Here is a 19,417-nt window from a genome sequence, read left to right on the forward strand (position 1 = left end):
CGCAGGAATCGTGCGTGCGCGGACAGCAGCGGCGCCCGTCCCCGAGGGGAGCGGACGCCGGAGCGTGCGGGATGCGGGTCAGTGCGCGGCGGTGCCGTACAGGCGGTCGCCCGCGTCGCCGAGGCCCGGGATGATGTAGCCGACCTCGTCGAGCTTCTCGTCGAGCGCGCCCAGCACGATGGTGACCTCGCGACCGGCGGTCGCCTCCTCGACGGCCTTCAGGCCCTCGGGCGCGGCGATGAGGCAGATGCACGTGACGTCGACGGCCCCGCGGTCGAAGAGGTACTCGATGGCGGCGATGAGGGATCCGCCCGTCGCGAGCATCGGGTCGACGACGAAGCACTGGCGGTTCGAGAGGTCGGTGGGGAGGCGCTCGGCGTAGATGTCGGGCTGCAGCGTCTCCTCGTTGCGCACCATGCCGAGGAAGCCGACCTCGGCGCTGGGCATGAGGCGCATGAGGCCGTCGAGCATGCCGAGGCCCGCGCGGAGGATGGGGACCACGAGCGGCTTCGGGTCGCTGAGCGTGAGGCCCTCGGCCGGCGCGACCGGGGTCTGCACCGTGATGGTCTCGACGCGGACGTCGCGCGTGGCCTCGTAGGCGAGCAGGGTGACCAGCTCGTCGGCCAGGCTGCGGAAGACGGGGGAGGGGGTGGTGCGGTCCCGCAGCGCCGTCAGCTTGTGCGTGATGAGCGGGTGGTCGGCTACGTGGACTCGCATAGGCTCCATTCAATCAGCAAGGGGGAACGCGATTGGACCTCCACGTGCCCGGCGACGTCGATCGCTGGATGGCCGTGGCGCTCGACGAGGCCCGGGCCTGCGCGGCCACCGGCGACGTCCCCGTGGGCGCGGTCGTGGTGGACGCGGACGGGGTCGTCATCGGGCGCGGGCGGAACCTCCGGGAGGCGCGACAGGACCCCACCGCCCACGCCGAGGTCGAGGCGCTCCGCGCGGCCGCTGCGACGACCGGCGACCGCCACCTCGTGGGGACGACGCTCGTGGTCACGCTCGAGCCGTGCGTCATGTGCGCGGGCGCGATCCTCGCGGCGCGCGTGCCCCGCGTCGTCTTCGGCGCGTGGGACGAGAAGGCGGGCGCGGCCGGATCCCTCTACGACGTGCTGCGCGACCGGCGGCTGCCGCACCGCGCGGAGGTGTTCGCAGGTGTGCGGGCAGCGGAGTGCGCCGCCGTGCTCGACGCGTTCTTCGCGGAACGGCGCGCGGGAACCTGATCGCCCCGGCGCCCCATGGCGGAGGAGCGTGCGCGGCTCAGCGCGTCGCGACCCGCACGTCGGGCTCGAGGTAGACGACGCGGGCCACGGGGACGGCCTCGCGCACGCGGCGCTCGATCGCGTCGATCCCGGCGGCGACGTCGCCCAGCGAGCTGGTGGCGGGCATCGCGATCTTCGCGGCGACGAGCAGCTCGTCCGGGCCGAGGTAGAGCGTCTTCATGTGGATGATCGACTCGGCCTCGTGGCCCGCGGTGATGGCGGCGCGGATGGCGGCGAGGTCGGGCTTCGACGCGCCCTCGCCCACGAGGAGGCTGCTCATCTCGACCCCGAGGATCACCGCGACCGCCACCAGCAGCACGCCGATGAGCAGGGTGCCAATGCCGTCGTAGATCCCGTTCCCGGTGAGGATCGAGGCCGTCACGCCGAGGAGCGCGAACACCAGGCCCGACAGCGCGGCCGTGTCCTCGAGCAGCAGCACGGGGAGCTCGGGGCTCTTCGCCCGGCGCACGAACTGCACCCACGTCTGCGTGCCGCGGAGCGGGTTCGACTCCTTGATCGCCGTGCGCAGCGAGAACGACTCGAGGCCGATGGCGATGAGCAGCACGACGATCGGCAGCCACGGCACGTCGAGCGGCTCCGGGTGCTCGATCTTGTGGATGCCCTCGTAGAGCGAGTACACGCCGCCGACCGAGAACAGGATGATCGACACGATGAAGGCGTAGACGTAGCGCACGCGGCCGTAGCCGAACGGGTGCTCCTCGTCCGCCATGCGCTTGGCGCGCTTGCCGCCGATGAGCAGCAGGATCTGGTTGCCGGAGTCGGCGAGCGAGTGCACGCCCTCCGCGAGCATCGATGAGGAGCCCGAGAAGAAGGCGGCGACGAACTTCGTGATCGCGATGCCGACGTTGGCGGCGAGGGCGGCGAAGATCGCCTTGCTGCCGTGGGATTCGCTCAAGGCGGGACCTCCTCGACCGGCGAGGCGGCTCGGGCCGCCCGGGCGCGCATGCCCCGGTCGACTCAGCCTAGCCACGCGGCCGGCGCCGCCGACCGCCCCGATCGGGCGACCCCCGGTCCCTAGGATCGGGGCATGCCCGACGCCTCCCGCCCCGCCCCGTCCGCTCCCGCCGCTGCCGCCGAGGTCGTGCGCCTCCCGTCGCTCGCCATGCTCGGCACCGGATCCATGAACGGCGCCATCCTCGGCGGGCTGCTGAAGCCGGGAGTCGAGGTCGACGGCGACGTGCGCGTGACCACGCGCTCGGCCGCCAGCGCCGCGGCGCTCGCCGAGCGGGACGGCGTCGACGCGTCGAGCGTCGAGGAGGACGCCGACGCCAACCGACGCGCGGTGCGCGGGGCGCGCGTCGTGGTGGTGGGCGTGAAGCCGTACATGGTGCCCGACCTGCTGCGCGAGATCGCGGACGACCTGGAGCCCGGGACGCTGGTCGTCAGCGTCGCGGCCGGCGTCACCATCGCGACCTTCGAGTCGCTGCTGCCCGACCACGTCGCCGTCGTGCGCTCCATGCCGAACACGCCGTCGCTCGTGGGGCGCGGCGTGACCGGGCTGGCCGCGGGGACGCGGTCGACACCCGCGGACCTGGCGCTCGCCCGCGCGGTGTTCGCGACGGTCGGCGACGTGGTGGAGGTGCCCGAGGATCGGATCGACGCGCTCAGCACGATCTCCGGATCCGGCCCCGCATACGTCTTCCTGCTCATCGAGGAGCTGACGCGCACGGCCGAGGCCAAGGGCTTCAGCCCGGACGAGGCGCGCGTGCTCGTGCAGGGCACGTTCCGCGGGGCCGTCGAGCTGCTGGCCGCGTCGGATGCGGAGCCCGCCGAGCTGCGCCGCCGCGTCACGAGCCCGAAGGGCACGACCGAGCGGGCCGTCGAGGTGCTGCAGTCGGCGGACCTGTCGGGCCTGTTCGACCGCGCGACCGACGCCGCGCTCGCCCGGGCCCGGGAGCTCGCCGCCGGCTGACGCGAGCGACGCCCGCCGGCCGGCCGGCCGCGAGGGTCAGGACAGCGAGGCGAACCTCTCGATGTCGGCCGAGGTGCCCGACACGATGATGAGGTCGTGGTTCGAGACGACGGTCTCCGCGGTCGCGTAGGTGAACGGCTTGCCGGGCGTCTTCACGCCGACCACCGTGATCCGGTAGCGCCGCCGAACCGACGACTCCGCGAGCGCCATGCCGCGGATCGGCTTCGGCGGGTACATCTTCGCGAGCACGAAGTCGTCGTCGAACTCGATGAAGTCGAGCATCCGGCCGGACACGAGGTGCGCGACGCGCTCGCCCGCCTCCGCCTCCGGGTAGATGACGTGGTTCGCGCCGATGCGCTCGAGGATCTTGCCGTGCGACTGGCTGATGGCCTTGGCCCAGATCTGCGGGATCTTGAGGTCGACCAGGTTCGCCGTGATGAGCACGCTCGCCTCGATGGACGAGCCCACCGCCACGACCGCGATCGAGAAGTCCTTGGCGCCGAGCTGCTGCAGCGCCTCGATGTTGCGCGCGTCGGCCTGCACGGCGTGCGTGACCCGGTCGGACCACTTCTGCACGAGGCCCTCGCTCGCGTCGATGGCGAGCACCTCGCGGTCGAGGCGCGCGAGCTGCCCGGCGGTCGCGGCGCCGAAGCGGCCGAGCCCGATGACGAGCACGGGGGCGTTGTGGGGGATGCGTTCGCCCATGAGGGGCCTCTCTGATCCGGTCGGTGCGGGTGGATGGGGTGCGCGTCGCCGGCTCAGCCGACGATGGGCCGCTCCTCGGAGCGCTGGAAGAGCTGGCGGCGCGTGCTCGCGGCGAGGGCGGCCGCGAGGGTGACGGTGCCGACGCGCCCCAGGAACATGGTGGCCGCGAGCACGTACTTCGCGGGATCCGTGGCCTCGGCCGTGAAGCCCGTGCTGAGCCCCGAGGTGGCGAACGCGCTGATGGCGTCGAAGAGCACGTAGTCGAGGCGCTCGCCGGAGACCTGCAGCAGCACGATGCTGCTGAGCGCCACGGTCGTCGCGCCCCAGAGCACGATGCTCACCGCGAGGCGGAGCACGTCGCTCGGGATGCGGCGCTCGAAGACCTCCATCGACTCGCTGCCGCGGGCCTCGGCGAACGCTGCGAGGAACAGGATCGCGAGGGTGGTGACCTTGATGCCGCCGGCCGTGGACGCGGATCCGCCGCCGATGAACATGAGCATGTCGGTGACCAGCAGGCTCGCGTTCCCGAAGTCGGACATGTCCAACGTGGAGAAGCCGCCGGACCGCGTCATGACGGAGAGGAACAGCGCCTGGAAGCCGTGCTGCACCGGGTCCATGCGCGCGAACGTCTTCTGGTTGTCCCACTCGAGCACGATGTAGGCGAGCGTGCCGAGCACGATGAGGATGAGCGACGTCCAGAGCGTGAGCTTGACGTGCACGGAGAACCGCCGGGGCTTCCGCCAGCCGCGGTACACGGCGTAGATCACGGGGAAGCCGATGCTCCCGAGGAACACGCCGACCATGAGCAGGCTGAGGAACCAGTAGTCCTGGTGGTAGAGCTCGAACCCGGCCTCGCTGAAGACGAAGCCCGTGTTCGTGAACGCCATGAGCGAGTAGTAGAAGGAGTCGAGCGCGGCCTGGCCGACGGGGATGCCCTCCAGCAGGATCCGCGGGAACAGCAGCGCCGCGATGGACAGCTCGATGACGAGCGCGCTGATCGCGACCGTGAGCAGCAGCGTGCCGATCTCGCCGAGCTTCACGGCCTGGCCCTCGGCCACCGGGCCGTGGTGGATCCGCAGCGGGTTGCTGTCGCTCGCCGCCATGAGCCGGGCCTTGAGACCGAGACGGCGGGACACGATGAGCCCCATGATCGACGCGAGCGTGAGCACGCCGATGCCGCCGATCTGCACGCCGAGCGCGATGAAGGCGTGCCCGAGCGGGGTCCAGTACGTCGCCATGTCGACGGTCGCGAGGCCCGTGACGCAGATGGCGGAGACGGCGGTGAAGAGCGCGTCGGCGAACGGCGCGGAGTCGCCGGTGGACGTCATGCCGGGGAGCATGAGGATCGTCGTGAGCGTGAGGACGAGCGCCGCGAAGATGAGGATCGCGAAGCGGGCCGGCGTGGAATGCGCGAAGTAGTCGACGAAGTCGCGGATGCGCCCGAGGAGGGGGCGCCCGTGATCCGGCCTGCCGCGCATGGTCCCCTGTCCGCTCGGAGGCCTGTCGGCCCGGTTCGTCATGGTACTGCGAGTGCGCGACGGAATACCCTTCGGGGATGGCTGACATCTTCGACGTCGTGGGGGATCCCACCCGCCGCGACCTCCTCCGCGTGCTGCTCGACCGACGCGCCGTGCCCGAGGCGCCGACGGGGGAGATCAGCGTCTCGGAGCTCGTGCAGACCCTCGCGATCAGCCAGCCGACCGTGTCCAAGCACCTGCGCGTGCTGCGCGACATCGGGCTCGTCTCCGTGCGGGAGGAGGGGCAGCACCGCTACTACCGGCTGGAGCCCGCGCCCCTGGAGGCGCTGGACGTGTGGGTCGCGCCCTTCGTCGGCGGCGGTCCGGACGCAGGCGACGACGGCGCGCACGCGGATCCCGACACGGGGCTGCTCGGGGGCGGGCTGTCCGCGGATCCCGACGCAGGCGACGACGGCGATCCGGCCGGATACCCGTTCGCCGCGTCCCTCGGTCGGATCTGGGCCGACACCCGCTATCAGGCGGCCGCCGCCGTGCACGACGCCACGCGCGTCGCGGGCTCCGCGAGCCAGGCGTCGCTCGGCCGCCTGCGCGGTCGGAAGCCGGGGAACGGGCGGGACGCGTGATGCAGGATGTGACACGATGGACACGCGTCCATCCGGACCCCTAGAATCGCGCACCAGCGCCCGCATCGCGGGGGCCATGAGGTCCGTGAGCCGGTCACGCAGAACGAGGAGTCGATCCGCCCATGTCGCGTGACCTGTCCGACGTCCGATTCCTCACGGTGGCCGAGGTGGCCGAGATGATGCGCGTCTCCAAGATGACCGTCTACCGCCTCGTGCACTCGGGCGACCTGCCCGCCATCCGCTTCGGCCGGTCGTTCCGCGTGCCCGAGTCCGCCGTGCTCGCCGCGATCGACCCGTCGAACGCCCTGCCCGGCCAGCCCGGGGAGCCCGGGCGTCACTCCGGCATGTCGGATGTCGGCTAGACTCCTCTGAGGCTATTTTCCGCGGGTCACCAGAGCCCGCGTGTTCCGTCCGGCAACAGATGAGGTGCCCCTATGGGTTCAGTGATCAAGAAGCGTCGCAAGCGCATGGCGAAGAAGAAGCACCGCAAGCTGCTTCGCAAGACGCGCCACCAGCGTCGCAACAAGAAGTAGCGCGCACGCGTCCGTGAGGGCGCACGACGTGATGAAGAGGACGCCGACCCGGTGACGGGGCGGCGTCCTCTTCGTGCGTGCGGGGTCGCACGGCGGGCGATCGTCCGCCCGGCGGGTCAGCTCCCGGCGGATCCGTCCGCCGGTGCGGCCTCGCGGCGCACGCGCCGACGGGCGTCGCGGATGCTCTGGCGCCGGAGCCGCATCGACGGCCAGCCGGATCCGCGGGCGTGGGCCGCGAGCGCCTGGTCCGGGTTCACGACCACCGGGTGCCCGACCAGCGAGAGCAGCGGGATGTCGTGCCGCGAGTCGGAGTACGCCCAGCACTCGGCGGCGTCCGCGCCCGTGCGCGCGAGGAGCCCCCGTGCGGCGGCGGCCTTGTGCGCACCGTGCAGGAACTCGCCCTCGAGGCGCCCCGTGTACGCGCCGTCGCGCACCTCGAGCGCGCTGCCCAGCGCGCCCGTGAGCCCGAGGCGACGGGCGATCACGTCGGCGAGGAACGACGGGGACGCCGTGACCAGCCAGACCTGGTGGCCCTTCGCGAGGTGCTCCTGCGCGAGGCCGAGCGTCTCCGGCCAGACCATCGGCGCGGTGTGCCGCTCGTAGATGTCGTCGGCGAGCGCGGCCATGTCGGCGACCGTGACGCCGGTCACGACCTCGAGGCCGCGGGCGCGGGCCGAGGCGAGGTGCCGGTCGTTCTCGCCGCGCGCCTTGAAGCGCGCGTGCTTCCATCCGGAACCGACGATGTCGCGCACCGTGAGGAGGCCGGCCGAGCGGAGCCCGCGCACGAGGTGGAACGCGCTCGCGCCGTGGATCAGGGTGTTGTCCACGTCGAAGAACGCGAGGATCGGGGTGCCCGCCTGCTCGACCATGATCGGGTCAGCGTAGGCGACGCTCCTGGGTCGGGGCGCCGGGTCCCGGGCCCGATGCGCTCGCCTACGCTGGGCGTATGAGCGCAACGGTCCTCACCCTCGTCGGCAAGCCCGGCTGCCACCTCTGCGACGACGCGCGCGAGGTCGTGACGCAGGTGCTCGGCGGCCTCGACGCGACGCGCGCCGCCGAGGTGACGCTCGAGGAGCGCAGCATCCTCGACGACCGTGCGCTCGCCGACCGGTTCGCGGAGGAGATCCCGGTGCTCCTCATCGACGGGCGCGTCCACAACTACTGGCGCATCGACGCCGAACGGCTGCGGCGGGCGCTCGACGCGCGCTGACCCGGCACCGCGCCCGCGGATAGGGTCGGAGCATGACCCTCCGCCACGTCGTCTCCTGGAAGCTCGCCGACCGCGATCCCGCCGCCCTCGACCGCGACGCCGCCCGCGTCACGGAGGCGCTCGGGACGCTCCCCGGCCTCGTGCCCGGCATCCGCGCGTTCCAGCTGGGGCGCGACGTGGTCGGATCCGCGCGCAGCCACGACGTCGTGCTCATCGCCGACTTCGACGACCGGGCCGCGCTGGACGCGTACGACGCGCACCCCGACCACCAGCGCGTCGCCGCCCTCGTGCGCAGCCTGGTCGCCTCCGCGGCGTCGGTCGACTTCGAGGTCTGACGTCGCCGGCGAAGCGGCGGTGCCCGCGCCCCGGCGGCGCGTGACGCTCGCCCAGGTGGCCGAGCGCGCCGGGGTCTCGCGCTCCGCGGTGTCCTTCGCGCTCACCGGGCGGACGGACCAGCGGCTCTCGACCGAGACGATCGCCCGGATCCAGCACGCGGCCGCGGAGCTCGGCTACCGCCCGAACATGACCGCCCGGACGCTGCGCACGGGCCGCTCGGGCACCGTGGCGCTCGTCTCGGACTTCGTGAGCAGCACGTCGCACGCGAACTCGATGGTGCGCGGCGCGCTCGACGCATTGCGGGAGCGCGACACGATCCTGTTCACCGTCGACACGCAGGGCGACGACCGGCAGGAGGAGCAGCTGCTGGAGAGCCTGCTCGGCCGGACCATCGACGGCGTGCTCTACGCGTCGATGTTCACGCGGGTCGTCCGGACGCCCGCGCTGCTCGACCAGGTGCCGCACGTGCTGCTCAACTGCGTGCCCGCGACCGGTGTCGCCCAGGCCGTGGTGCCGGACGAGGAGGCCGGGGGATCCGCTGCCGCGCGGGCGCTCCTCGACCACGGGCACCTCGACCGGATCTGGTTCGTCGGCGGCTTCCCCGCCGGCGTCACCGGCGGATCCGCCTGGCGCGGCTGGGCGCCCGTCGCGCTCGACGAGCGGCTCGCGGGCCTCCGCCGCGCGCTCGGCGCGGCGGGGGCGGGGCTCGCCGGCGTGCAGGAGGTGGCCCGCGACTGGGACATCGACGACGGGCGCGACGCCGTCGCCCGCCTGCTCGCGACCGGAGCGCGCCCGAGCGCCCTGGTCTGCGCGAACGACCCCGTCGCCGCGGGGGCCTACCAGGCGCTGCACCGCGCGGGGCTCCGCGTGCCCGAGGACGTCTCGGTCGTCGCGTTCGACGGCAGCGCGATCAGCCGCGCGCTGGATCCGCCGCTCGCCTCCGTCGCGCTGCCCCAGCTCGAGCTCGGCCGCCTCGCCGTCGACCTGCTCTTCGACCGCGCCGCGGAGCCGGCCGTGCACCGCGTGCCGATGGCGCTGGTGGCGGGTGGGTCGATCGGCCCGGCGCGCTGAGCCTTCTCGGGACACGCACGGGCGGGGCGCGCTAGATCGTTGTAGCATCCTGTCCGCGCGTCCGGTACCCGACCGGGTCGCGATCTCTCACGCATACGAAGGAGTATGGGATGACTGCTGTCGATGGGGCCCGCACGGCCCCGAACGCCTGGTGGGTGGGCTTCGTGTGCGGCATGGCGACGTTCGTCGACGCCGCCGCCACGACGGGCGTGGGCATCGCGCTCGTGCTCTTCCTCGCGCCGCCCTCGGGAGGACCCGGCCTGTCGGGTCCCGAGGTCGGCTACCTCACGGCCGTGCTCACGGCGGGAGTCGCGGCCGGCTCCCTCCTCGGCGGGTGGGCCGGCGACCGGTTCGGCCGGCGCCGCGTCTTCCTCGTCACGATGACGCTGATCGTCATCGGATCCGTCACGCCGTTCCTCGGCGTCTCGTTCGCGGCGCTGCTGCCCGGGATCGCGCTCATCGGCCTCGGCGTCGGCGCGGACCTGCCGGTGGCGCTCGCGACCATCTCGGAGGCGGCGACCGACCGGAACCGCGGCAAGATCCTCGTGTTCTCGAACCTGCTCGGCGGCTTCGGGATCCTGCTGGCGGTCGTCATCGGGATCGCCTTCGGCCAGGCCGGGCCCACCGGGGGCCACGTGATGTTCGGCGCGTTCGGCGTCGTCGGGCTCCTCGTGCTGCTGATGCGCGCGACCATCCCCGAGTCGGCGTCGTGGCTCGTCGCGCGGGCCGAGCGGGCGGACGGCGCGCGCACGGTGCGGGCGCAGCGCGGGCGGATCCGCGACCTCGGACGGCCCGCCTACCGCCGGCCCTTCGTGACGCTGCTCGTCTACTACACGCTCGCCTCGCTCGCGATCAGCGTGGCGGGGAGCTTCGGCACGTACGTCGCCGTGAGCGTCGCCGGCATCCCCGTCGACGAGTACCAGTCGTGGACGATCCTCGCGATGCCGGCCGCCGTCCTCGGGGCGCTGTGGTTCATGTCGGTCGCGGACACGCGGTTCCGCATGCCGTACTTCGTGATCGGGTCCGTGGTGGTGGTCGCGTCGAACCTCATCCCGGTCGTCCTGGGGTTCAGCCTGCCGACGCTCGTGGTGTCGGTCGTGCTCTCGACCTTCGCGGGCGCGTTCTGCTTCGAGACGATCATGAAGGTCTGGACGCAGGAGTCGTTCCCCACGCTCCTCCGGTCGACCGCGCAGGGCACCGTGTACGGGGTGGCGCGCTTCGCGACGGCGGGGCTCAACGCGGTGACGCCCACGCTCCTGGCGTTGAACCCGCAGGGCGTCTACGTCGGGGTGTCCGTGCTCGCCGCAGCGGGCTTCCTGGTCGGCTGGGTCGGGTTCCGCCGGGCGCACGGCACGGCGTTCGACGTGGAGGACGAGCAGGTGCCCGCGACCGCGTCGGTGCGGACCGTCGAGGCGGCGGCGTGAGCGGCGCCGGCGGGAGCAGCGGCGGGGTGATGCGGATCCGCCCCTTCGCGACGCGCGTGCGCGGGCTGACGCTCCGTGGATCGCAGCACCTGGCGGAGGGGGCCGGCCCGCGGCCCACCGCGGTGCTGATGCACGGCTTCGGCGGCTCGCGCGTCGAGACGACCGGCGTGTTCGTCGCCCTCGCGCGGCGGCTCGCGGCGGCGGGCATCGGCGTCGTCGCCTACGACCGCGCGGGCCACGGCGAGAGCGATGGCGAGTTCCTCGACACGACGGTCACGGGCGACGTGGCCGACGCCCGGCACGTCCTCGCCGCCGTCCGCGCGCTGCCCGAGGTGGACGCGGACGACGTGCACCTCGTCGGCATGAGCCTCGGCGCGGTCGTCGCCTCGGTGCTCGCGGCGGAGGAGGGAGCGGCAGCCGGGGGCGCGGCGGGGACGGGGATCCGGTCGCTCGCGATGTGGTCGACGGCCGCCGTGTTCGTCGACGACATCCGCGCCGGCACGATCCAGGGCCGCTCGCTCGCCTCCCTCGACACGGACGGCTGGTTCGACTTCGCCGGGATGCGCATGGGGCCGGCGATGCGCGACGACGCGCTCGGCTTCGACCCGTACGCGCGGGCGGCCGGCTACCGGGGTCCCGCGCTGCTCCTGCACGGCACGGACGACTTCGTGCCGGTCGACTACGCCCGGCGGTACACCGACCCCGCCGTGCTGGGCGATCGCGCCGAGCTGGTGGTGGTGGACGGCGCGGACCACGGCTGGGCGCAGCTGCCGCAGCGCGACGAGGTGATCGCGCGGACCGTCGCCTTCGTGCGCGCGCACGCGTCGGGCGGGACGGCATGAGCGGCGTCGGCACGTCCGGGCGCGACGGCGAGATCGTCGAGCTGGACGGCGGGTCCGTCCGCGTCCACGGTCACCTCGGGCTGGCGCGGGTGCCCGGCGGCGTGCGGCCGATCCGGCTGCCCGAGTCCGCGTGGCGCGACTTCCCGCCGGCGGGCGAGCTGCTGCGCGCGCAGGTGTCGACGGTGGCCGGGGTGCGGATCCGGTTCACGACCGCGGCCGACGAGGTGCGGCTGCGGGTGCGCTGCACGCGGATCCACTTCGACGAGCTCCCGGGGCCGCGCAACACGTTCGTCGCGGAGGTCGGCGGCGCGGACCTGCCGCCGGTCGCCTCGCCCGTGGACGTCGTGCGCCGGGTCTCGTCGTCGGGCGACGCCGCGGAGGAGACCGCGGTGGGCGATGGCGAGGCGTCCGTGGTCGTGCTCGCCGGGCTCGGGCGCGGCCCGTCGACCGTGACCGTGTGGCTGCCGCAGGGGATGCTCGTGGACCTCGTGGGGATCGACGCTGCCGCGCCCGTGCGGGCCGCGGACCCGCTCGGGCTGCCGCGCTGGATCCACCACGGCAGCTCCATCAGCCACTGCGTGGAGGCGCCGGACCCCACGGGCGCATGGCCCGTCGTCGCTGCGCGGGAGGCGGGCCTCGACATCGTGGGCCTGGGCTTCGGCGGCCAGTGCATGCTCGATCCGTTCGTCGCGGATGCCATCGCGGCGGAGCCGGCCGACGTGATCTCGCTGAGCGTCGGCATCAACATCGTGGGCGCCCGGTCGATGGACCAGCGCACCTTCGTGCCCGCGCTGCACGGCTTCCTCGACCGCGTGCGGCGCGGCCACCCGGGCACGCCGATCGTGCTCGCGTCGTCGATCCTCTGGCCGGGCAGCGAGGACGTGCCCGGACCGCCCGGCGTCGAGTTCCACGGCGACGGATCCGTGCGCTGCTTCGCGGCGGGCGACCCCGCGGACGTGCCGCGCGGAGCGCTCACTCTCGCGGAGTCCCGGCGGCACGTGGCGCACGTCGCGCGGGTGCGTCAGGAGCAGGGCGAGCGGATCGCGCACCTCGACGGCCTCGCGCTGTACGGTCCCGACGACGTGGCGCGGTACGCGCTGCCGGACGGGCTGCATCCGGATGCGGAGCTCTACGCGGAGATGGGTCGGCGCTTCGTCGCCCGCGTCTTCGCGGACGACGGCCTGGTGCCGCGGGCGGGGATCGGCGCCGGCGCGCGCTGAGCCGCCGGGTCGTCCCGGCTGACCGGCCGCGTGGCCCGCCCTCGCTCGCGGCCCCACCGCCCGTGCGACAGGATGGCGGGATGGGCGGAGCGGTCGAGGTCGAGCGGGTGTCGGTGGTCGTCGACGGGATCCCGCTGCTGCGTCCGACCGACCTCTCCGTCGCGGCGGGCGAGGCCGTCGCGGTCACCGGGCCGAACGGCGCCGGGAAGACGACCCTGCTGCGGGTGGTCGCCGGGCTCACGCGGCCGAGCACGGGATCCGCGCGGGTCGGCGGCCGGCCGGTCGACGAGCGCGACCCGGCGTTCCGGCGCGCGGTGTCCGGATCCATCGGGCACCCGCCCGTGGCGCGCGACCTGACGCTCGCCGAGCACCTCGCCGTCATCGCCGCGACCTGGGGGATGGACGCGCCCGAGGCCCGCGACCGGGCGGCCGCGCACCTCGAGCGGTGGCGGCTGGCGCCCCTCGCCCGGCGCTTCCCGCACGAGCTGTCCAGCGGCCAGTCGCAGCTGGTGGCCCTCGCGATGGCCACCGTGCGGCCCTACGACGTGCTGCTCCTCGACGAACCCGAGCAGCGGCTCGACCCCGACCGGCTGCAGCTCGTGATCGCGATCCTCCGCGCCGAGCTCGACGACGGCCGCACGGTCGTGCTCGCGACGCACAGCCCGACGCTCCGCGACGCCGTGGCGCAGCGGTCCATCGCGCTCGTCGGCGACGCCGCGTGAGCACGAGGCGCGTCCTCCGCACGGTCCGGTCCCTCCGGCTCGAGCGCGGCGACGCCTCGCCGATGGACGTCGCGTACACGGTGTACGCGGGCGTGCTCACGGTGCTGATCGTGGGGATCCCCGTGCTGCGCGCCATCGTGCTGGAGCTCGCCGAGCCGGCCGCGGCCGCGGCGCTCCGCGAGCACGGGCCCACCGCGGCGGCGGCGGTCGCGGGCCTCGCCGCCACGGCGCTCCTGATGGCCGGCGGCGCGCGCGGCCCGGCGCTCCTGTCCCCGTTCCTCACCGCGACGCTCGCGGGCAGCGGCCTGCCGCGGGCGGCCGTGCTCGCACGTCCGGCGGTCCGCGCCGGGCTCGGGCTCGCCGCGATCTCCGGGCTCGTCGCGCTGCTGCCCGGGCTGGCGCTGCTGGTCGCGGGCGACGCGGATCCGGCACCGGTCGCCGCGTGGACCGCGGGCGGCGCGCTGGTCGGCGTGATCCTCGCGGGCTGCTGGCTCGCGGGCCAGCGGCTGGGCGCGGGCGGGCGGGCCGTCGGGGGAGCCGTGCTGCTCGGATCCACCGCGCTCGCGGTGCTCGTGCCGGCGTCGGTCGTGCCCGGGAGCGCCGTCCGCGCGCTCTTCCCCGGCACCGGCGCGTGGCCGCCCTCCTCCGGCGTCGCCACGGCGCTCGCCGCGCTCGCCGCGCTGGCCGTCGTGGCCGTCGTGGCCGCGCCCGCGCTCCTCGGCGGCCTCCGCGGATCCGAGCTGCTCGCGCAGGCGCGGCGCTGGCAGGCGGCCACCACCCTGGCGACCACGGGCGACCTCGCGATGGCGGCGGGCGGGTTCCGGCCCGTGCCGCGCATCGGGCGCGGCTGGGGAGCCGTGCGCGGCCGGTCGACGGTGGCGCTCGTCGTGCGACGCGACCTCGTCGGCGCGCTGCGGACGCCCGTCCGCGCGGCGTCAGCGTGCCTCGGTGTCGCGGCGTCGGGCGCGCTCCTGGCTGTGGCCCTCGACGGCGCAGGCACGGGCCGGGTGATCCCCGCGCTCGCCGCGGCCGTCGTCGGGTTCCTCGCGCTCGGCGTCGGGGCCGACGGCTTCCGGCACGTCGTCGACGTCTCCTCCGCGCCGCCGCTCTACGGGATCCCGACCGGGCGCCTGCTGCTCCTCCACGCCGTGCTCCCCGGCGTGGCCGGGGTCGCGTGCGCGGTCGCGGGGGCGGGGATCGCCGTGGCCGGCGGTTCGGGCGTCGTCGCGCTCGTCCTCGCGCCGGCCGTCGCGCTGCTGCTCGTCGCGATCCGCGCGTTCGACGCGGCGAAGGGCCCGCTGCCGCTCTCCGTCATGGCGCCCGTGGTGACGCCGGCGGGCGACGCGTCGGCGCTCGTGATCGCCGCGTGGCAGGCCGATGCGCTGCTCCTGGCCGGGGGATCCGCGCTCGCCGTCGTGTCCGCGGTCGGAGCGGTCGGTCCGCTGGGGGCCGCGCTCGTCGTCCCGCTGGGCGTGGGCGTGGCGCTGCGGGCGCGCGGCCGGCTCGCCGCGACCCGGGGCTAGCGGCGGACCGCCGGGTCCGGCACGTCGCCGACCGCACGCCGTCCGCGCAGCGCCACCGCGGCGAGGAAACCGACCCCGAGGACGATCTCGAGGGTCCAGTAGACGGGGCTGGTGCTGGACGCGACGACCGTGAGCCCGTAGACCCCCTCCGCGAGGAGGACGGCGCTGAGCACCGCGACGCCCGCGATCGCCCACCCGCGCGACGCGTGCCGGACGAGCGCCGCCGCGACGCCCAGGAACGGGCCGGCGACCAGCCCGATCGGGATCCACATGGAGGAGAGCGGGTCGGCGAAGAGGATCCCGCGCCAGAGGCTCACGACGCCGTAGGCCTCCACCATCGCGACGAAGGAGACCGCGCCGAGCACGGCTCCGAGGAGCGGACGGGCGCGGGAGAGCCACACGGCGACGAAGGCGAGCATGCTCCAGCCGCCGGCGGAGTTGGCGAGCGAGCTCATCCACGACGGGAGGACTCCCTGCGCGGGGCTGGTGAGGCCGCCCACGACGAGGCTGAACACGAGGACGACCGCGGCGGCGCGGAAGGGAGACGGGTCGGGTCGGGTCATGGCCTCACCCTCTCCCGCGGGCGGGTGCCGGGTCGTCTGCCCCGCGGCCCATCCGCGTAGGCGCGGGGATGCAGATCGCGTCAGGCGTGCGGTCGGGCCTCGTCGAGGATCCGCACGGCCTCGTCCGCCGGCACGGTCCACGTGATGGTCGCCGTCACGCGCGCCACGCCGCCGTCGGAGACGCTCGTGCTCGCGAAGTCGACCTGCACGTCGCGCACCTCCCGCGCGAGGACGGTGGCGGACTCGGTCGCCGCGAGGATCGCGTCGTCGTCGTAGGGGAGGTTCGTGAGGGCCATGGGCGTCCTTGGGTGCGGGCGGATGCGAACGGGGAGGAACCGGGCGCGCGCGGCGTCCGGCGAGGCGCGTCAGTCGGTGGACTGCTCGGCGTGCGCGGCCGTGCCGGGCGGCGGCTCCGGGACCAGGTGCAGCCCGGATCCGGTGTTCGCGCTGTCCATGAGGAGGTCCACCCAGGCGGGGTTGATGGCGGGCGGGCGGCTGCCCGAGAACCGGAAGTGCAGCGGCAGCTCCGGAGCGACCCACACGGTGCTGCGCCCGTCGCCCTCGGACGCCGGGTACTTCCACGAGAACGCGAAGCTCTCCCGGCGACGGAGCTTGTTGAGCATCACGATCTGCAGGTGCGCGAGCGCGCGGTCGTCGATGGTGGTGCGGGTGGTGCTGTCGAAGATCAGCTGGCCCATGCCCTGCCCTCCTCCATGTCCCGTCCTCAGGTCCCCGTCGCCGGCGCGGATCCCGCGGCGTCGACGGCTCGGCGACCCGCGGGTGAGGGCATCGAGTGGTGGGTCAGATATTACGGCAACAGAGGAATAATCGACCGGGCAAGAGGTGATCCCGACGCCCCGCGGATCACGGGCGGGCGGCCGCGTCGAGCACCGCGAGCACGGCGCGCGCCACCTCGCGCGGGGTGCGGCCGTCGGTCGCGATCTCGGACTCGTGGAGGGCCGCCGCCCGCACCCGCGCGGCCAGGTCCGCGTGCCGGGCCAGGTGCCAGTCGCGCGCGGCGCGGCGGTCGTCGTCGTACCGGCCGCGCAGGCGCGCCTCGACGACCGCGGGCGACGCCGTGAGGAGGACGCCGCGCACGTCGACGCCGAGCGCATCGCGGTACCGGTCGAGGTCGGCGCGCTCCGCCGCGACCCCGGCGATCACGAGCTGCCGCGGCCCCGCCTCCTGGAACAGGGCCCACGTCGCGGCCATGGCCCGCGCCTCGACGACGACGTTCTCCGGATCCCACGACGCGGGCGGCCACGACCGGTGGAACCCGTCGACGTCCATCAGGCTGAACGGCCGCCCGGCGTCGGCGAGAAGGTCGCCGAGGTGATCGAGAACGGCGCTCTTGCCGACGCCGTACGTGCCGTTCAGGAGGAGGGCGGGCGGTGATCCGGCGTCGACGGGCATGCGTCGATCCTGCCCGTCCCATCGCGCGGGGCGCCTGTCAGGTCGTCAGCCGCAGGGTGCGGCGGGCGGCGATGGCGTCGAACGCGGCGCGCACGTCCCGCAGCGCGGTCGCTCGGGCGGCGTCGTCGAGGTGCGCCGGGCCGTGGGTCACGACGGGCTCGAGGACGTCGTAGCCCACGAAGCGCAGGGTGCCGTGGTGCAGGGGGAACAGCAGCGCCTCGAGGTCGCCGAACCGGGATCCGCGACCGAACGAGTCGGGCGACCCTCCGGTCGTGACGAGGAGCACGGCGCGCCTGCCGGCGAGGGCGGCCTCGTCGAACAGCCCGTGCTCGCCGCCGAAGACCGCGCCCATGACGAGGACCCGGTCGAGCCAGCCCTTGAGGATCGCCGGGACGGAGAACCACCAGAGCGGGAACGACAGCACGAGCAGGTCGGCCTCGAGGAGCGCGTCGAGCTGCCGGGCGACCCCGGGATCGAGGTCGCCCTCGCGGACCGCCGCCATCTGCTCCGCCTGCGGCTTGAACCGCTTGCCCGCGGCCGGGAACTGGGTCCGCGCGAGCACCGGATCCCATCCGACCTCGTGCAGGTCGACGACCGTGACCTCGCAGCCCCGGGCGACGAGGGCGCCTGCGGCCTCCCGCATCTGCGCCGTCGCGAAGGACAGGGGTTCGGGGTGCGCGTGCACGATGAGGGCGGTCCGGGGGCTGGCGAGGGACGTCATGGACCCACTGTATCGACGTATCGCGGATCGTCGATGTGTTGGGTGGCGGGCTCAGATGACGTCGCCGAGCCCGCCGACCAGCTCGGCGATGCGCTCCTCGTCGCGGCGGTAGTGCGTGTACTTGCCGACGCGGCTCGAGGTCACGAGGCCCGCGCCCTCGAGCGCCGTCATGTAAGAGGAGACCGTCGACTGCGCGAGGCCCGACTTGAGCTGGATGTGGGTGACGCACACGCCGTGCTCGCGCCGGTCCGCGATGGGCTCGTATTCGGCGAACTCGCCCTCGGGATCGCGCAGCCACCGCATGATGCGCAGCCGCACGGGGTTGGCGAGGACCTTGAACACCTCCACGGCGTCGGCGTCGGCGTCGGCATCGAGACGGGAACGGGGCACGTCCCATCCTCTCGCGGGAGGGAGCGGGACCTACGGCGCGAGCCGGTTCGGCCCGCGGAACAGGTACGTGACCTCGCGCAGGTTCGACTGGTGCAGCAGCAGCATCAGCACGCGGTTGAGGCCCATGCCGAAGCCGCCGTGCGGGGGCACGCCGTAGCGGAAGAAGTCGAGGTACGAGCCGAGCTCCTCGGGGTCGAGGCCCTTCTCGCGGGCCTGCGCCTCGAGCACCTCGACGCGGTGCTCGCGCTGCGCGCCCGTGGTGATCTCGACGCCGTTCCAGATGAGGTCGTAGCTGTTCGTGATCGTCGGGTCCTCGGCGTTGCGCATGTGGTAGAACGGCCGGATCGTCGACGGGTAGTCGGTGAGGAACACGAACTCGTGGCCGAACTCCTCCATCACGTGCGCCGCGATCTGGCGCTCGCCCTCGGGGTCGAGGTCGTCGTCGGCGCGGTCGATCACGTGGCCGCGCTTCGCGACGATGTCCTTGGCCTCGATCAGCGGGATCCGCGGGAACGGGATGCTCGGCACGGTCACCTCCACGTCGAACAGCTCGCGGATCTCGTCGCCGTGCTTCTCCTTCACCGCCGTGAGCGCGGCGACGATGAGCTCCTCCTGGAGGCGGGCGACGTCCTCGTGGCTCTCGATCCAGCTGATCTCGGCGTCCACCGAGGTGAACTCGGTCGCGTGGCGCGAGGTGAAGGAGGGGTCGGCGCGGAACGCCGGGCCGACCTCGAACATCTTGCCGAAGCCCGCGGACTGGGCCATCTGCTTGAAGAACTGCGGGCTCTGCGCGAGGTATGCGACGCCGTCGAAGTAGTCGACCTTGAAGAGCTCGGCGTTCGACTCGGAGGGCGTGGCCATGAGCTTGGGGGAGAAGACCTCGATGAAGTCGTGCTCGACCCAGTAGGTGCGCAGCGCGTGGACCAGCGTGGTCTGCACGCGGAAGATGAGCGCGTTGCGGGGCGCGCGCAGGTCGATGAAGCGCCAGTCGAGGCGCTTGTCGATGGAGGAGTCGGCGGCGATGGGCGTCTCGGGGATGGCGGCGGCCGCGACCTCGATGCCGGACAGGCCGATCTCCAGCCCGCCGAGCTTGACGCGCTCGTCGTGCTTGAGCGTGCCGGTGGCGGTGAGGAAGGTGCCCGCGGCGAGGCCCGAGATGGTGTCGGCGGTCTGGTCCTCGTCGCCCTGGCGCTTGTAGGTGAGCTGCACCGCGCCCGACTCGTCGCGGAGGATCACGAACTGGATCTTCTTCTGATCCCGGACGGTCTCGACCCAGCCGGAGACGGCCACGTCCCCGTCGTCGAGGGCGGCCAGGTTCTTGATGAGAGTTCGGGGAGTCACGGTCGTCGAGTCTATCCGCGCCGCCGCCGGGCCGGTCGCCCCGCGGGCCGCCTAGCCTGGTGGCACGGCCCCGCGACGGGCGGTCGCCGGCGCCCGTCGCGGCG

General features: G+C 74.0%; 25 protein-coding genes. 13 read left to right on the forward strand and 12 right to left on the reverse strand.

All coding sequences use genetic code 11. The annotated features are described in order from the left end of the window. Positions 1-78: 78 nt before the first annotated feature. Entirely contained in the window at positions 79-717 is a 639-nt protein-coding gene (gene upp / locus ITJ40_RS02430) for a uracil phosphoribosyltransferase (RefSeq protein ID WP_041464689.1), read from the reverse strand. Between the two features lie 68 nt (positions 718-785). Here upp and tadA point away from each other — a divergent pair, with 68 nt between their 5' ends. After that, a complete protein-coding gene (gene tadA, locus ITJ40_RS02435) occupies positions 786-1,226 on the forward strand; it encodes a tRNA adenosine(34) deaminase TadA (protein WP_194666916.1) in 441 nt (146 codons plus the stop codon). Positions 1,227-1,263: 37 nt separating this feature from the next. On the opposite strand, the gene ITJ40_RS02440 is transcribed toward tadA, so the two are convergent. Continuing rightward, a complete protein-coding gene (locus ITJ40_RS02440; protein WP_194665581.1) occupies positions 1,264-2,181 on the reverse strand; it encodes a cation diffusion facilitator family transporter in 918 nt (305 codons plus the stop codon). Positions 2,182-2,313: 132 nt separating this feature from the next. Here ITJ40_RS02440 and proC point away from each other — a divergent pair, with 132 nt between their 5' ends. Beyond that, positions 2,314-3,198 (forward strand): pyrroline-5-carboxylate reductase, encoded by an 885-nt coding sequence (gene proC / locus ITJ40_RS02445; RefSeq protein WP_194665582.1) that lies wholly within the window; start codon positions 2,314-2,316, stop codon positions 3,196-3,198. Between the two features lie 36 nt (positions 3,199-3,234). Here the strand turns inward: proC and ITJ40_RS02450 are convergent, their stop codons facing one another. Both ITJ40_RS02450 and ITJ40_RS02455 read right to left on the reverse strand, forming a co-directional pair. Continuing rightward, the gene (locus ITJ40_RS02450; RefSeq protein ID WP_043671599.1) at positions 3,235-3,903 is read right to left on the reverse strand and encodes a TrkA family potassium uptake protein; all 669 of its coding nucleotides are present in this window, start codon (positions 3,901-3,903) and stop codon (positions 3,235-3,237) included. 53 nt (positions 3,904-3,956) lie between these two features. Continuing rightward, positions 3,957-5,381, reverse strand: a complete 1,425-nt coding sequence (locus tag ITJ40_RS02455; protein ID WP_194665583.1) for a TrkH family potassium uptake protein — start codon at positions 5,379-5,381, stop codon at positions 3,957-3,959. Positions 5,382-5,458: 77 nt separating this feature from the next. Here ITJ40_RS02455 and ITJ40_RS02460 point away from each other — a divergent pair, with 77 nt between their 5' ends. The 3 genes from ITJ40_RS02460 (at position 5,459) to ITJ40_RS02470 (ending at position 6,537) form a co-directional block, all read left to right on the forward strand. After that, positions 5,459-6,004 (forward strand): helix-turn-helix transcriptional regulator, encoded by a 546-nt coding sequence (locus ITJ40_RS02460; RefSeq protein ID WP_194665584.1) that lies wholly within the window; start codon positions 5,459-5,461, stop codon positions 6,002-6,004. Positions 6,005-6,126: 122 nt separating this feature from the next. After that, positions 6,127-6,366 carry a helix-turn-helix domain-containing protein gene (locus ITJ40_RS02465; protein ID WP_194665585.1) on the forward strand — a complete coding sequence of 80 codons (240 nt, stop codon included), beginning with the start codon at positions 6,127-6,129 and terminating at the stop codon, positions 6,364-6,366. 72 nt (positions 6,367-6,438) lie between these two features. Further along, positions 6,439-6,537, forward strand: coding sequence for a 30S ribosomal protein bS22 (locus tag ITJ40_RS02470; RefSeq protein WP_003792170.1), 99 nt, complete (start codon positions 6,439-6,441; stop codon positions 6,535-6,537). 116 nt (positions 6,538-6,653) lie between these two features. Here ITJ40_RS02470 and ITJ40_RS02475 read toward each other — a convergent pair whose 3' ends face one another. Further along, positions 6,654-7,406 (reverse strand): HAD family phosphatase, encoded by a 753-nt coding sequence (locus ITJ40_RS02475; RefSeq protein WP_194665586.1) that lies wholly within the window; start codon positions 7,404-7,406, stop codon positions 6,654-6,656. A 77-nt stretch (positions 7,407-7,483) separates the two neighbouring features. Here ITJ40_RS02475 and ITJ40_RS02480 point away from each other — a divergent pair, with 77 nt between their 5' ends. From ITJ40_RS02480 to ITJ40_RS02515, 8 genes are all read left to right on the forward strand, one after another. After that, positions 7,484-7,747 (forward strand): glutaredoxin family protein, encoded by a 264-nt coding sequence (locus ITJ40_RS02480; protein WP_194665587.1) that lies wholly within the window; start codon positions 7,484-7,486, stop codon positions 7,745-7,747. A 32-nt stretch (positions 7,748-7,779) separates the two neighbouring features. Next, entirely contained in the window at positions 7,780-8,082 is a 303-nt protein-coding gene (locus tag ITJ40_RS02485; RefSeq protein WP_194665588.1) for a Dabb family protein, read from the forward strand. 19 nt (positions 8,083-8,101) lie between these two features. Next, a complete protein-coding gene (locus ITJ40_RS02490; protein ID WP_370531971.1) occupies positions 8,102-9,154 on the forward strand; it encodes a LacI family DNA-binding transcriptional regulator in 1,053 nt (350 codons plus the stop codon). A gap of 110 nt (positions 9,155-9,264) precedes the next feature. Next, positions 9,265-10,578 carry an MFS transporter gene (locus tag ITJ40_RS02495; RefSeq protein WP_194665589.1) on the forward strand — a complete coding sequence of 438 codons (1,314 nt, stop codon included), beginning with the start codon at positions 9,265-9,267 and terminating at the stop codon, positions 10,576-10,578. Continuing rightward, entirely contained in the window at positions 10,575-11,420 is an 846-nt protein-coding gene (locus tag ITJ40_RS02500) for an alpha/beta hydrolase (protein WP_370531972.1), read from the forward strand. Before ITJ40_RS02495 ends, ITJ40_RS02500 begins: the two co-directional genes overlap by 4 nt. After that, complete coding sequence (locus ITJ40_RS02505; protein ID WP_194665590.1) at positions 11,417-12,640, forward strand: GDSL-type esterase/lipase family protein; 1,224 nt, start codon at positions 11,417-11,419, stop codon at positions 12,638-12,640. The genes ITJ40_RS02500 and ITJ40_RS02505 overlap by 4 nt, the downstream gene beginning before the upstream one ends. Before the next feature lie 80 nt (positions 12,641-12,720). Continuing rightward, positions 12,721-13,362 (forward strand): ABC transporter ATP-binding protein, encoded by a 642-nt coding sequence (locus ITJ40_RS02510; protein WP_194665591.1) that lies wholly within the window; start codon positions 12,721-12,723, stop codon positions 13,360-13,362. Further along, complete coding sequence (locus ITJ40_RS02515; RefSeq protein ID WP_194665592.1) at positions 13,359-14,885, forward strand: hypothetical protein; 1,527 nt, start codon at positions 13,359-13,361, stop codon at positions 14,883-14,885. Before ITJ40_RS02510 ends, ITJ40_RS02515 begins: the two co-directional genes overlap by 4 nt. On the opposite strand, the gene ITJ40_RS02520 is transcribed toward ITJ40_RS02515, so the two are convergent. From ITJ40_RS02520 to aspS, 7 genes are all read right to left on the reverse strand, one after another. Then, a complete protein-coding gene (locus tag ITJ40_RS02520) occupies positions 14,882-15,448 on the reverse strand; it encodes a DUF6518 family protein (RefSeq protein ID WP_194665593.1) in 567 nt (188 codons plus the stop codon). The two genes, ITJ40_RS02515 and ITJ40_RS02520, sit on opposite strands and share 4 nt — an antisense overlap. Before the next feature lie 80 nt (positions 15,449-15,528). After that, on the reverse strand, positions 15,529-15,744 hold the full coding sequence (locus ITJ40_RS02525) for a hypothetical protein (protein WP_194665594.1): 216 nt from the start codon (positions 15,742-15,744) through the stop codon (positions 15,529-15,531). Positions 15,745-15,813: 69 nt separating this feature from the next. Beyond that, positions 15,814-16,146, reverse strand: a complete 333-nt coding sequence (locus ITJ40_RS02530; protein ID WP_194665595.1) for an ATP-dependent DNA ligase — start codon at positions 16,144-16,146, stop codon at positions 15,814-15,816. Positions 16,147-16,312: 166 nt separating this feature from the next. Beyond that, a complete protein-coding gene (locus ITJ40_RS02535; RefSeq protein ID WP_194665596.1) occupies positions 16,313-16,861 on the reverse strand; it encodes a hypothetical protein in 549 nt (182 codons plus the stop codon). Positions 16,862-16,898: 37 nt separating this feature from the next. Beyond that, positions 16,899-17,582 (reverse strand): NAD(P)H-dependent oxidoreductase, encoded by a 684-nt coding sequence (locus tag ITJ40_RS02540; RefSeq protein WP_194665597.1) that lies wholly within the window; start codon positions 17,580-17,582, stop codon positions 16,899-16,901. A gap of 51 nt (positions 17,583-17,633) precedes the next feature. Then, on the reverse strand, positions 17,634-17,972 hold the full coding sequence (locus tag ITJ40_RS02545; RefSeq protein ID WP_370531973.1) for an ArsR/SmtB family transcription factor: 339 nt from the start codon (positions 17,970-17,972) through the stop codon (positions 17,634-17,636). Positions 17,973-18,002: 30 nt separating this feature from the next. Further along, positions 18,003-19,313 carry an aspartate--tRNA(Asn) ligase gene (gene aspS / locus ITJ40_RS02550; RefSeq protein WP_194665598.1) on the reverse strand — a complete coding sequence of 437 codons (1,311 nt, stop codon included), beginning with the start codon at positions 19,311-19,313 and terminating at the stop codon, positions 18,003-18,005. Positions 19,314-19,417 lie beyond the last annotated feature (104 nt).

It is taken from the genome of Clavibacter sp. VKM Ac-2872 (assembly GCF_015351105.1).
In the GTDB taxonomy this organism is placed as follows: Bacteria; Actinomycetota; Actinomycetes; order Actinomycetales; family Microbacteriaceae; genus Clavibacter.